Annotated in this window: 11 protein-coding genes and 1 other RNA gene; 7 read left to right on the forward strand and 5 right to left on the reverse strand. The window is 36.1% G+C overall.

Features of this window, described 5'->3' with window-relative positions; all coding sequences use genetic code 11:
• Nucleotides 1-14 precede the first annotated feature (14 nt).
• Complete coding sequence (locus I5435_RS01505) at nucleotides 15-911, reverse strand: LysR family transcriptional regulator (protein ID WP_025218431.1); 897 nt, start codon at nucleotides 909-911, stop codon at nucleotides 15-17.
• Between the two features lie 113 nt (nucleotides 912-1024).
• On the opposite strand from I5435_RS01505, the gene I5435_RS01510 reads away from it, so the two are divergent.
• The 5 genes from I5435_RS01510 (at nucleotide 1025) to I5435_RS01530 (ending at nucleotide 7661) form a co-directional block, all read left to right on the forward strand.
• A complete protein-coding gene (locus I5435_RS01510; protein WP_337983112.1) occupies nucleotides 1025-2215 on the forward strand; it encodes a YbfB/YjiJ family MFS transporter in 1191 nt (396 codons plus the stop codon).
• Nucleotides 2216-2254: 39 nt separating this feature from the next.
• A complete protein-coding gene (locus tag I5435_RS01515) occupies nucleotides 2255-3289 on the forward strand; it encodes an NAD(P)H-dependent flavin oxidoreductase (protein ID WP_024360904.1) in 1035 nt (344 codons plus the stop codon).
• 54 nt (nucleotides 3290-3343) lie between these two features.
• Nucleotides 3344-5305, forward strand: coding sequence for an FAD/NAD(P)-binding protein (locus I5435_RS01520; RefSeq protein ID WP_025218434.1), 1962 nt, complete (start codon nucleotides 3344-3346; stop codon nucleotides 5303-5305).
• Nucleotides 5292-6491 (forward strand): MFS transporter, encoded by a 1200-nt coding sequence (locus I5435_RS01525; RefSeq protein WP_337983113.1) that lies wholly within the window; start codon nucleotides 5292-5294, stop codon nucleotides 6489-6491. Before I5435_RS01520 ends, I5435_RS01525 begins: the two co-directional genes overlap by 14 nt.
• Before the next feature lie 141 nt (nucleotides 6492-6632).
• The gene (locus tag I5435_RS01530) at nucleotides 6633-7661 is read left to right on the forward strand and encodes a nucleotidyltransferase family protein (protein ID WP_337983114.1); all 1029 of its coding nucleotides are present in this window, start codon (nucleotides 6633-6635) and stop codon (nucleotides 7659-7661) included.
• A gap of 198 nt (nucleotides 7662-7859) precedes the next feature.
• On the opposite strand, the gene ssrS is transcribed toward I5435_RS01530, so the two are convergent.
• Nucleotides 7860-8052: non-coding RNA, 6S RNA (gene ssrS / locus I5435_RS01535), on the reverse strand.
• A gap of 243 nt (nucleotides 8053-8295) precedes the next feature.
• Between ssrS and I5435_RS01540 the strand changes: the two genes are divergently transcribed.
• Nucleotides 8296-8634, forward strand: coding sequence for a zinc ribbon domain-containing protein YjdM (locus tag I5435_RS01540; RefSeq protein ID WP_108030686.1), 339 nt, complete (start codon nucleotides 8296-8298; stop codon nucleotides 8632-8634).
• Nucleotides 8635-8686: 52 nt separating this feature from the next.
• Here I5435_RS01540 and I5435_RS01545 read toward each other — a convergent pair whose 3' ends face one another.
• Both I5435_RS01545 and I5435_RS01550 read right to left on the reverse strand, forming a co-directional pair.
• A complete protein-coding gene (locus I5435_RS01545) occupies nucleotides 8687-9193 on the reverse strand; it encodes a zf-HC2 domain-containing protein (protein WP_038509369.1) in 507 nt (168 codons plus the stop codon).
• A 95-nt stretch (nucleotides 9194-9288) separates the two neighbouring features.
• Entirely contained in the window at nucleotides 9289-9930 is a 642-nt protein-coding gene (locus tag I5435_RS01550) for a YfbR-like 5'-deoxynucleotidase (protein ID WP_337983115.1), read from the reverse strand.
• 172 nt (nucleotides 9931-10102) lie between these two features.
• Between I5435_RS01550 and I5435_RS01555 the strand changes: the two genes are divergently transcribed.
• On the forward strand, nucleotides 10103-10543 hold the full coding sequence (locus tag I5435_RS01555; protein ID WP_025218487.1) for a hypothetical protein: 441 nt from the start codon (nucleotides 10103-10105) through the stop codon (nucleotides 10541-10543).
• A 107-nt stretch (nucleotides 10544-10650) separates the two neighbouring features.
• Here the strand turns inward: I5435_RS01555 and I5435_RS01560 are convergent, their stop codons facing one another.
• Nucleotides 10651-13674, reverse strand: coding sequence for a hybrid sensor histidine kinase/response regulator (locus I5435_RS01560; RefSeq protein WP_337983116.1), 3024 nt, complete (start codon nucleotides 13672-13674; stop codon nucleotides 10651-10653).
• Nucleotides 13675-13901: the final 227 nt, after the last annotated feature.

Here is a 13901-nt window from a genome sequence, read left to right on the forward strand (position 1 = left end):
ACTGACTATTCTGATTATTGAACAGAAATAGGATGTTGATAAGCGTTTCTCTCCTCACAAAACATATCCATAAATTTAATTAAAGATGTAGGTATAAATGTGTCCTTTCTATAGATGAATATTGTTTCAACTTTTCCATAAGGATTTGGGATTGAATGATGTCTAATTGTCCCAGCTTGTAAATGCATTTCTATAACAGAATAGGGGAGCATACTTATGCCTAACCCTGCAGAGACACAGCCAAGAATTGCTTCAAGTGTACCAAATTCCATTATTTTATTTGGTGTAATTCCTTCATCATGCAACCATTGTTCGAGTTTTGCCCGATAAGTGCAGCCACTTCGAAACACTAGTAACGTCCTTGTTTGAATATCTTTAATAGATGACAAAGGAGGATGAACAGTATCTGTAATTAGTACCAAGTCCTCTTCGATAACAGTCTTTTGCGTTAGTTCTGGGTGGTCAATAGGACCAGCAACGAATGCCCCATCTAGTTCATGATGCAAAACCCCTTGAATATTTTGTTGAGTTGGCCCTGTTTTTAAATTCAAGTCTACATTTGGATATTCGTGGTGATATTTCGATAGTAAGGATGGTAAGCGAACAGCAGCAGTTGTTTCCATAGAGCCTATAGATAATGGGCCTTGTGGAATTTGATTATCTTGCATCACCTTGACTGTTTCTTCTATTAAATTAAAGATATTTTCAGCGTATGTTAATAAGACCTTCCCTTTGGAAGTTAAGGTAGTGCCACGGTTATTCCGGTAAAATAGTGTGGTTTGAAGATCGTTTTCTAATTGTTGAATTTTAGTAGTGATATTGGATTGTGCGTAATTAAGATCACGAGCGGCTTGCGAAATACTCCCTTTTTCGGCAACAGATTTAAAAATATTCAAAGCATGTAAGTCCATAAGTAAACCCTCCATTTAGCTATATAAATAAAAGATGGTAACTATCACTTACCTGAATTATACTATAATTCAAAAAAAAGTTATGATATTTATATAATGATTTTACAAGGGGTGTGATTTTATTTAAACATTCTTCTATTTTTTTATTAGGCGGTATTTTATCTTTAATCGTTGCTATGGGAATTGGCAGGTTTGCATATACGCCAATTCTTCCACTGATGCAAAGTGATCTTTCGTTTTCAAATGCAGTAGGGGGTTATCTTGCTACAAGTAATTATGCAGGCTATTTACTTGGGGCATTTTTAGTAGGAGTTATTCCTGTAAAGCAACATAGAACGTTTATATTAAGGTTGAGTCTGGTTATTAGTATTCTAACAACAGCTAGTATGGGTTTATTTCAATCTTATTTTATTTGGTATGGGTTGCGTTTTATATCCGGTATTTCCAGCGCTATTGTTTTTGTGATGGCCTCTGGCATTGTGCTAGATAAACTAGCTATCAGAAATAAATTGAATTGGTCTGGCATTTTCTATGGTGGAGTAGGGCTGGGCATTTTTTTATCAAGTTTACTGATACCCATATTAAATCGTTTATACAGCTGGGAAGGCGTATGGTTAGGTTTGTCCGGTGTTAGTATGCTACTAGTTTTGATAGTTTGGATTAGCATGAAAGACGAACCACTGTCTTTTGAGAAAACTAGTAAACAAGAAAGTGCTCTATGTGTACCTCCTTTAAAATGGATTCCTTGGCTAATTGTAGCTTATGGATTAGAAGGGTTAGGGTATATTGTGACAGGTACATTTATTGTATCTATCGCGAAAGAAATACCGAGCTTTCATGGTGATGCTACCGTAGTGTGGATGGTGGTTGGATTGGCTGCAATTCCATCTTGTATTATCTGGTCAGAGTTAGCTAAAAAAATTGGATTTGTTAAATCCTTGGTGTTAGCAATGACACTGCAAGCTTTTGGAATAGCGCTACCAGCTTTATGGGTATCTCAAATAGGGGTAGTTTTAAGTGCTCTATTATTTGGGGCCACTTTTATGGGAATCACAACCCTTGCTACAACATTAGCACGCCAAATGAGTCCATTTAATAGTAGTCGGATTATTGGCATTCTTACATCTATCTATGCAGGTGGACAAATGATTGGGCCATCAATTGCTGGAATTATCTCAACTGCCACTCAGAATTATGATGCTGTATTACTGGGTGCGGCCAGTGTAGTTTTAGTTGGCGCAGGTTTACTTCTAACTGGTATTCGATTTGAGAAGAGTCCTGCGTTTCTAAAAAAACAAATTTAATTTTCGAAAAATTAAATCATCGATGAAAAGGAGAACGGTATGTTAGATAAATTAAAATACCCAATTATACAAGCTCCTATGGCGGGAGGGGTATCGACGCCAGCTCTTGCCGCAGCGGTATCCAATGCAGGAGGATTAGGTTTTCTAGCTGCTGGATACAAAACAACTGAAGATTTAAGAAAAGATATTCAAGAATTTCGTAATTTGTCTTCTAATATTTTTGGTGTAAATTTATTTGTCCCTAACCTAAATGAAATCAATGATAATTGTAATGTGGACGACTATCGAGCGAAGTTAGAAAAAGAAGCATTGCTATTAGGAACTACAGTTGGAGATCCAATCGTGGATGATGATGACTGGCATAACAAAATTGACTTAATCAAAGAAGAAAAAATACCTGTTGTAAGTTTTACTTTTGGATGTCCGTCTACTGAAACTATAAAAGAATTAAAGCAAAATGGAAGTTTCGTAATTGTTACCGTTACAAATTTAGAAGAAGCAAAAATAGCAAATGAATCGGGTGCCGATGCATTATGTTTGCAAGGCATTGAGGCGGGAGGACATCGAGCTTCCTTTTCAAATAATATGGAACCTCACGAAGAGTATGGATTACTCGTTTTTATAAGTATCGTGAAAAAGGAAATCGATATTCCTATTATAGCGGCAGGAGGGATTATGGATGGTTGTACGATTACTGCTGTTTTAGGGGCAGGGGCTAGTGCTGCTCAATTAGGTACCGCTTTTCTCCTTTGTCCAGAAAGTGGGACGAATCCAGTATATAGAAAAGCTTTAACGGATTCGGACTATACAACAACTCATATTACACGTGCATTTACGGGCAGGCGTGCAAGAGGGTTAGTAAATTATTTTCTATCCACTTATGACAAGGAAGCACCCGCTGCGTATCCACAAGTTCATTATATGACACAAAAATTAAGAAAAGAGGCTGTTCAGTCAGATAATCCAAAGTACATGTCTTTATGGGCTGGACAGGGCTATAAACTTGCTCAATCTCTTCCAGCGGCAGATTTAATAAAAACATTAATGCTGCAAGTAAACACAAATCATGTATGACTTTAGCTAATATACAGGGTTGGTCATTATAAATTTATTAGAAGGAGTTTTAAAATGACAAAAGATATTTTTAGAATTGCTTTAGTAGGTTGCGGACCAAGAGGACTTTCTGTGTTAGAAAGACTTCGTACAAATTTTAAAGAAGACTCTTATGCAGGTAAAATTGAAATTTATATGATAGACCCTTTCCTTCCAGGTTCTGGCGAAGTGTGGAGAACAAATCAGTCGAAAACGTTATTGATGAACACAGTAGCTTCTCAAATTACTTTGTTTACAGATTTTAGTGTTGAATGTGAAGGTCCTATTATGCAAGGTCCTTGTTTGTATGAATGGGCTAAGTCTTTAACAAAGATCGCGAATGCTAATTTGGAATATAGCGAATTAGTCATGAGAGAGGCAGAAGAATTAAAACCAGATTCCTATCCTACACGTGCCTTTTATGGTCACTACTTGGAATGGGTATTTAAAGAAGTTGTCTTAACTATGCCAAGTAACGTCATGGTATATACTCATCAAACACGAGCTATTGCGATTGATGATGCATATGATGGAAGCCAGATTGTACAGCTTGAAAAGGATAATGTTCATTTAAGAGTGGACGCTGTCGTGTTAGCGCAAGGTCATACACCGGTAAGTTTATCTCCAGAAGAAGAGAAATTAAGAAAAATCGCAGCTGAAAAGGGAATGATCTATATTACCCCGAGTAATCCAGCCGATGTTTCATTAGAGTGTATAAAAGCAGGAGAGCCTGTTATTTTAAAGGGACTCGGTTTGAATTTCTTCGATTACATGTCACTGTTTACACAGGGAAGAGGCGGGCAATTCATACGAACAGGAAACAAATTAGTATACCAAGCTTCAGGGGAAGAGCCTATCATCTATGCAGGTTCTCGAAGAGGCATTCCATATCACGCTCGTGGTGAAAATGAGAAGGGTGCATCAGGCAGACACACACCAATATATATCACTCCAGAGGTGATTAAGAATTTTCATAACCAAACGCTAGACGGACAAGCCGTAGATTTTAAAAATGATGTATGGCCACTTATTGCGAAAGAAATAGAAACGATTTATTACAAGGCAATCATTGAAGAGAAATCAGGTTTGAATGCTGGACAGGAGTTTCAGGCTAAATATAGTCTCTATTCCTATGGAAGTGAACATGAGAGAAGCATTTTAAAGGACTTTGGCATTCCTGATGATTTAATGTGGGATTGGGAAACGCTTGCTAATCCTGTCAAAAATCATTTTTATGATAATCCCGAAGAATTTAATGATTGGTTAATTCATTATCTTTCTTTAGACTTAAAGGAGGCCAAAAGAGGTAATGTGACCAGTCCTTTAAAATCGGCATTAGACGCGTTACGAGATTTACGTAATGAAATTCGTCTTATCGTAGATTACGCAGGTATTAATGGAGATTCGTATAAAATCGAATTAAAGAATTGGTATACGCCGTTAAATGCATTCTTTTCGATTGGTCCACCAGCAATTAGAATTGAACAAATGATTGCTTTGATGGAAGCAGGAATTGTTAACATTATCGGACCAAAACTTAAAGTAGAAGTAGTGGAAGAAGAATCGATATTTTATGCTGTGTCACCTTTCGTTAACAATAGTGGTATAAAGGCTAAGGCCCTCATTGAAGCACGTCTTCCTGAGACAAATTTAAAGCGAAATGCGGATCCATTAATGTCCTATTTGTTAAAAACAAACCAATGTCAAACTTATAAAATACCTAGTTGCAATGGTTTGATTTATGATACAGGGGGATTAGCTGTAAGTAGACCTCTTAACAAAGTTTTAGACGGTGAGGGCAAAGAGCATGCAAGAAGGTTTGCTTTTGGTGTTCCAACTGAAGGCGTTCACTGGGTCACTGCAGCGGGTATTAGACCTGGGGTTAATTCAGTTACATTATGTGAATCCGATGCAATTGCACGAGAAATTATTAGTCTATTACATGCAGAACACGAAAACAAAGAGAAAGAGATGAGAAAAATTCTTGTTAGAGCATAATAAATCAGAAAGAAAAACATCAAGAAGTGTTTTCACAGCGCTAACCGTAGTTTTTGTTACAATTTTGACTTCAACTCCTGTATTTTTACCAGGTGCAGTAAATGATTTAATAAGGAAGGATACAGGGTTTAGTGTTGGAGCTATAGGCGTAACAATAACATTATATTGGTTAGGATCACTTATGGGAGCCTATATTAGTAGGCAAATAAACAGCCATCATTCCATAGATAAGATAATAGGTATAGCAGTTCTAGTTACTGCATTCAGCCTTTTCTTAACGTTCGTATATCCGGAAATTGGGTTATGGGTAGGTGCTGCTTTTGGGGGAGCTGTCTACGGGTACAGTCAACCATTTACTAATATGCTAATTATCAGACGGTGCCCGGAGAAGATTCAAGGATTTGCGTTTGGGTTGAAACAAGCAGCCATACCTGCAGCAACTTTGTTTTGTAGCCTTTCTGTTCCTTTTTTAGCAGTGCCTATAGGATGGAGAAATCTATTCGGACTTGTTGCTGGACTAACTTTATTCTATGGCATAATCTTACTGATGAATTCAAAAGATGATGAACATGGCAATGCTAAAAAGAAAAATGCAACAAAACTACGCTTAAATAGACATTTAATGTTGTTGGCGATCGCAGGAGGCCTAGGCGCTGCAATTGGAAATAGCTTAGGTGGATTTTTGATTACGTCTCTAACACATGGAGGAATTACATTAGTAAAGGCTAGTATGGTGGCCGCAGTTGCATCGATAACAAATATTCTAGTAAGGGTTTTTGCTGGGTTAGCAATTGACCGTTTTAGAGGGCTTGAAAAAATATTGTTACTATCAATGTTTATCGTTGGATCATTAGGTACAGCAGCATTAACCATGCCTTCACACACTCTACAAGTAGTAGGGGCTATTCTAGCCTATGGTGGTGGCTGGGGCTGGGCTGGATTACTACACTATGTAACAGGAGCTGCTTATCCTGGAAGAGAAGGGCAAGCAACTGCTATTAGTCAAATGGGTGTTTCTCTAGGGGCAGCTGTCGGACCATTAATTTTTGGTTTTGTGTTTACAACTTTAGGTTCCAATTTAGCTTGGTTTCTAATGTCTATTGCTGGAATACTAGCATGTATATCAGTAGTAGAATCGTATCGAGTGAATGCTAAAGAAACGCCTATCCAAGAAAAGTTTAGTTAGTAATGGATTTGTTTCTATTAGTCGTTAAATAAATTGAATAGATGAATGGTTATGGAGAAAGGCACATTTATAGGTGCCTTTTCCTTTTATATTGTCATAGTTTGATTCAATTTTATTGGGAAATGGAAGGAGAAAGAGTAATTGGTATATACTGATTGGGAAAATAATCTTATATTATTACTCTCGAAAGAAAGTTTATCGTATGTAGAGGTTGATACTTTAAAACAATTACTTAAAATGCCTTTAGATTGGGTACGAGTAATAGGGCTATTAAAAATGCATCATATTTTCCCAAATGTATCTGTAATTATAAGAAAGTACATAGTGGATGAAACTAACTTTGAATACGGGTATGTAAAATTAAAAACAATGGCTAATTTAGAATATAAATTGCACAAAGAGATCGCCAATGAACAGTTACAACATCAATTACAGTTGATAGAAATATTCAATACAGCAGAAATTCCGTATGCTTTATTAGACGGGCTGCCAAATTGCCAAACGATCTATAAGGACAGTCTTCACAGTCCGTACTACGATAGTAAGGTGTTAGTGAATTATAAAGATAAAGGCAAGGTCGTACAATGTCTACAGTCTATTGGTTACATGCCAAATAACGCTGATGTGAATTTGGACACTGGGGATAGGATACTTGAAAACCTAAAACCGCTTGATTTAGTTAAATCCACCGAGATGAAATTTTTAAGTATATTTAAAATTAGATTGCAATTTTTTCCATATTCATTCGGTGAGCGTAATCTTCAAGAAGATGTAACGGAAGAATTGCTAAAAAATGTACAAATATTAACAATAGATGGGGTTCAATTTAAAGTTTTGTTATGGGAAGATACGTTACTCTCTTTATGTGTAGACGTTTATAAGGATAAAAAATATAACAAGGATGTACCTCTTTTTAAATATACGGATATCTATCGGTTAATTAAGTCACAGGATATAAATTGGGATATTTTTATTAAAAAAGTTAAGACGCACAATGTGGAGTATTTAGCATTTGAGGTCCTTTACGAGGTTGAGGAATTATATTATCCACTAATACCGCTGTTAACACTAAAAGAGTTGTCTGCGGATAAATTCATTGAAGAAGATGTAGTTGTCAATCAGAATCATAATGACTGGCATGAGGATTTGTTAAGTAAGTTATTAAATTGAGTAGGATTGAAAGACTGAGTGAAGTTCTACGCATTTTTCGATGCATTCTTTTTGCTGTCTTTTAGGTTCGCTAAGTTTTCTTCCCACTTAATAATGGTACAGGAGATTTTTTGCACACGTTAGAAAATAACATAAAAAACTCACCCTCCAATAAAGAAGGGTGAGTCGCTTTGAAGCCTTAAGGCTCTAATGGTAAATTTAAAAGCCGCGTATGCCGTATTTCTTATAGAAAGTTTTAAACCACCACTCCTCAAAGTGGGTGTTCGCAGAAGTTTTCCTGCTTATCCTCATGCACCTTGGTGTGAGGCCCGTCATTCCAACTCCAATAATAAAACTCCCTTTTACAGCTTAAAGGTTAAAACTTAATATTATACGAACAATGCAGCCTTTAAGGATATAATAAGGCATGCAAAACAAAGTTGCAAGTAAGATGGTTTATGAAAAAAAGTCAATGGGCACATGTTGTAAAATAAAAAGTTATGGCCGAAAAATAGTTGGATAATAAGGGATTGTTTCATATATTTTTCACAAATGCGAACAAAAAATACGAACAACCTTTGCGAAATCAGACTAAGTGTGTGAAGATAGGAGCGTAATCATTTATCTATCGAAAAAATAGAGGGAGGAAGCAGAGATGGCAGCATATCCAAATTGTCCAAAATGTAATTCTGAATACACATATGAGGATGGCACAAATTTTGTTTGTCCAGAATGTGCACATGAATGGAGCACTAATGCAACAGAGCAGGAGTCAGATACACTCATTGTAAAAGACGCACATGGCAACTTGTTAGCAGATGGTGATGCGGTAACAGTTATTAAAGATTTAAAAGTAAAAGGAAGTTCTTCAACATTAAAAATCGGAACAAAGGTGAAAAGTATCCGTCTTGTTGAAGGGGATCACAATATTGATTGTAAAATTGATGGCTTCGGTGCAATGAAGCTAAAATCAGAGTTCGTGAAAAAAGCTTAAAAATTAAAATGATAAATGAGCATCTTTCGTAAGGAGAGATGCTTTTATCATTTCAAAGCCTACGTAAAACAATGGCAAAAGCGGCACCGAGTAGGGCAAATATAGTATGTAAAAGAGCTATATAGCTTGCACCAACTATAAGTGAACCAATATCGATAAAAGAGAAGTTCTTCATATAGAGTGGATTGCTAAAATTATTAATAATGGCCCAGACGAACACAGGTATAGAGCTTATGGCAAAGACAATCCAAATGTTTTTATAAAATAAATAAGTTAGGCAACCGAAAAGACCGTATAGTATGACGAAGCTTTTATGATTGCCAAGTAAAGATGAATTAAGGGCAAACATAAAAGATAGCACGATAAAAACAAGATGAAAAAAGGTTAATGTGCTTTTCATCGATAAGTTTTGATTAGTGGATAATTGTGTAGCGGCCAACTGCTGACATGATTTACATGTAGCTAAATGCTGTTCAATAAATTCGGTCGTATCGGCTTGGAGGCCATGTGCTTTATATAAAGGTAGTAAATCTTCTACAATTGAACATTCATGTGACAATATTTTCCCTCCTATCACTCCTATTATACGACTTTTTTTAGGAAATAAAAAAAGCCTTCCGTCGATCAATTCATCGGAAAACTTGTACATGCACGTTATTTGTTTGTGTCTAATACTTCATTTGTGAGCGCTTGTATATCAATATGTGTTTTTTCTTTTACAGCATCTTTTAATATTTCAGTTCTGAAATAGCTGACTGTTGCTGGAAGAGGAATCAATAACAGCTTCGATAATGCCGTTTGATACATGTGGACAAATTCCATGTCGGTATTGCCGCGTTTTAATTCTGCAAAGGCTTCGTAAAATTGATCTAATTTGTCTGCGAATTCAAGTAAACGACCTTCTAGTGTTTCGTCTTTTCCTTCTTTCATGCGTTCAAAAAAGATGTCTTGGAACTCTTTAGGGATTTCGTTCATAATGAATTTTTCCATCATTTTTTCTTCCACATGTGCAAGCATTTGTTTTAGCTCTGGGCTAGCATGCTTTACGGGTGTCTTAATATCTCCGATAAATACTTCCGCGAAATCATGATTGATGGTTTTTTCATATAGCGATTTCCAATTCACTGTAGCGCCATTCATTTCTTCCAGTGTTGCAAAGAACATGGCATACTGTGAGACTTTCCAAGAATGTGCTGCTACATTATGTTCTTCAAATTTGAAGCGGCCAGGGCAACGAATAATACGTTCTAAATCATTAAGACTTGTAAAAAATTGATGAATTCCTATAAGAATCACTCCTTTTTGTTTCTATAAGTGCATGTTACTATAATCCATACCCTCTTTGTTCAAATTTCAAACAATTTAACAATGATTCATGTTGCATTTACAAAGGATTCACAATTATTGTGAGAGAACGCAATGGGGAATGCTATAATGAGTAAGACTTGTTAAAGGGAGAGTATGCAATATGCTATCGATTTATACACTTCTTCTATATATACATATTTTAAGTGCAGTCCTTTCGATTGGGCCATTGTTTGTTGTTTTAGTAATTGTTAAGAAAATGCGTACAGCTGCACATGTTGAAATGCCACCATATATCCAAGTATTTCAAGGTGCAATTACGATCGTTAAACACGCGGGGCATGTGCTAGTTGCCTCGGGTATTTTATTAATGTGGCGTGGAGGATATCCATGGACAACATCGTGGGTAATCCTAACATTTCTTGTAATGGGTGGTTCGATTGTCTTTTTAGCTAGAGCCTTTAAACCAACTATTCGCACGTTCGATACGCCCGCCTATCATCAGCAAAAATTTGCTTCATTATTACAGCGTAAAGCATGGATATATATTGTATTATTGCTGATTATGTTATGGCTGATGGTAGCAAAACCAGTGCTTTGGTAATAAATTGTTTGAGTGACTGGCACTGCCGCAACCCTCGCTGATGCGAGGGTTTTTGCGTCTTGTGCCTTGAGTGGTTGCAAGAATTGTTTGAGTGACTGGCACTACTATTATTTGGGGATGTGGAAGGTGATGGTTGTGCCTTCGTTTGGAGTGCTTTTGATTTGTAACCTTTGACCATAAATCCTTTTAAGACGTAGGTCCGTATTGCGTAATCCAATGCCTCTACTCGTTGTATCCGTATCGGATAGTAATTGTGCTAATGTCGTGGCGTCCATACCAATACCGTTGTCAATTACACTGACGGTCACATAATCGGCAAGCTCTTTAATTCGAATACAAACAGTGCCGCCACCTTTTTGTTTTAATACACCATGTCGTAATGCATTTTCTACAAGCGTTTGCAAAGAAATTGGGGGAATCTCAACATCAATTTGTTCATCAATATCCCAATCAATTTGTAATAATTCCCCAAAACGTTGCTGTTCGATATAAAGATATGAACGGACGAGTTCGAGTTCATGACGCAGAGGTACAACTCGTTGCAGGTTCTTTACATCGAAGCTTGCGTGGAGATATTTTCCGAATTGATGCATTAAGTCAATCATTCGATCTGGATCAATTGTACTCAGTGAAGCAATTGTATTAAGTGTATTATATAAAAAATGAGGCTGTATTTGTGCTTGAAGCCAAGCAGTTTCCAAATGTAGCTGCTGATTGATGCTATATTTTAAATCAATTAACGCACGACAGCGTACTTTTAATTCCAAAGAATTAATGGGTTTCGTTACATAATCATTGGCCCCATGTGCAAACCCAGTATACACATCTTCAGGATTATTTCGAGCAGTTAACAATAAAATTGGTAGCTCTAGCAAGGTATAATGCTGTCGAATGTTTTCAATTAAGGCATATCCAGAAATATAAGGGAGCATTGCATCAATAATGACTAAATCCCATCTTTGTAAACGCAATAAATCCAGTGCCTTTTCACTACTTGTAATGGTTGTAATATTATATTCTGTAGCAGAGAATAGACTTCGCATCATTGTTAAGTTTACAGGGTCATCATCGACCATTAAAATTTTAAACTGTTTTTCAGTAGCGGAAGCTTTTAACTGCGTGTTATTCTCCTGTAAATGAATATCCTCTGTTCGCTCATCATCCAATTGTTCTATCTCTTCCATGACATCTACAATAGGTATAGTAAAAAGCAAATCTGCTCCTTTATTAAGTAATGAACCTCCGTGTAATTCAATTAGTTGCTTAGAAATCAAAAAACTAAGATGAATTTCTTCATTATCTGAAAGTCCTTTGTCAGAAGAAAAGAGATGTTCGTGAAGATTAATATCAGGATTGTTCATTCCAGACTCTGTCAGTTTGATATAAATTACAGCCATCTTTCTTTCTATTGTTGCGCTAATTTCGATTGAACTAGCGTTCGTATTTTTAATAGAGCTGTGTAGCAGATTAAACAGAATTTGAATAAGCCGTTTTTCATCGGGTAGCACAAGAGGGAAGTCTCTTGCAATAGAAGATGTCATTTGAATTTGTTTTCCCACAGCAATAAAACGTAGCATATCAAATACGCCAGACACCACGCCTTGAATGCGGACATTCTTTTTATGAAGGTGTAAATTATTATCTTTTAATCGTGTATAATCCACGATGTCATTGAGCGTAAAGGACATACTGCGTCCTATATCAATTAAATATTTTAAATTCTGCTTGTCTTCCATAACAAAACAATTGTTTGGATTATCATAAATTGTTTGTCCTAAAGTAATCATTTTATTCATAGGGTCCCAAAGCTTTTGTGCATTGCTTAATAAAAACTCATCTTTCATTTCCCCATCTTTTTGTAATTTGGCAACAAGCAGATTAATCTGTTGTTGATTTTCGTAAAAGCGTTTAAACCAATAACCTGCAAAGCCCAGTGCAATCATTAAATAGTCAAATGGATAAAACGGGATGTCTAATACAAAAGACATTTTTATAAGGCCCCATATAATTCCGTTTGTTGTGCCAATAGCTGTAAATGCAATAAAAGCTGAACTTTCTTGATTTCCTATATACTCTTTTAAGGCCAGTACAACAACATATAAAAATGACATGACATAAAGCATAAAGAAGGCTAGGTTAGCTGTGTGTAGCCATTGAATAGGTAAGAGTATAATAAGTAGCGCGCCTAAGGCATACAATGTTGTAAACCATCGGAAATATTTTGCTTGTTGATAGCGCACTAATAAGACACGAATAAACTGTACAAAGAAATAGGAAGCACCGAGATAAATAAGATTGGATAGCTTTAACGACCATACATAATCCAAATGTAACCAATCAAGTATTGAACGATCATAAGTAATAAGTTCGTCAGCTAAAGGTAAAAGAAAGCCGACAGTGAACAGCAACACTTTTTTATTGCGGTAAATAAAGAGAAAAACAAGAATGCTAAATAACGCAAATAAAATAAGCAACATCGAAATAGCTACAAGTGATAATTGTGTAATGAACTGATGGTGCATCATGGCTGACGCAGAGCTAAAAGAAAGACGTTTATCTATAACCATATTGGAGGGAGTATCAAAATTGGATACAAGTAAAATGACGTCGATTTCAGACTGCTCTGCAGTGAAATATATGGTGTAAGGTGCGGCCTGTCCTTTATGAGTGCTAGGATTTGATGACACTACTCCAGACTGCCCCGCAAGTTTCCCGTTAATATATAGCGCTGATGCAGTAGAAATGGCAGGAACTCGGATAGCATAACGGTGATTTGAATGGGCATTAGCACTTAATAAGATTTTTACACGATATGTACCAAAATGTTGTTTTGTCGCTGAACCCCTTTGCATAGGAATTTTACGGACAGTTTGTTCGATGGAACTGCTTGTCTCATTGCTGTTAGGTGTTTTTAACAACACTTCAGGATAATAGAGCCATTCACCATTGATTTGATAGATCTCATCTTCTGTTAAAGTTTGCTGGCGCATATCTAAAACACCTGCTTGTGCAAGTGGTTGATTATTAGAAGGTGTAAAATATGCTAGCCAGAGTAGACGGAAAATCGTTAAGACGATAAAAATGATTAAAATAACTAGCAAATGTCTTACGATAGGTTTTCTCAACGCCAATATAAAGCCTCCTGTAAGTTAAAATATTAGATTGTATTGTTTTACCATGCCATGAAATAAAGAAAAAGAAAATATGCATTTCGCTCTAAAGAAAACTTTATGTATATAAATTGAAGATTTTCACACATTATTAGTTCTTTTTGAGTAATTGTGTTTTGAGTTACAGAGGTTAAAACGATTAGTTGTTAAGTATTTTTTAAGAGGTATGACGTATGATGATGAAATAA

The sequence above is a fragment of the Lysinibacillus sp. C5.1 genome, assembly GCF_016350185.1.
GTDB lineage: Bacteria > Bacillota > Bacilli > Bacillales_A > Planococcaceae > Lysinibacillus > Lysinibacillus sphaericus.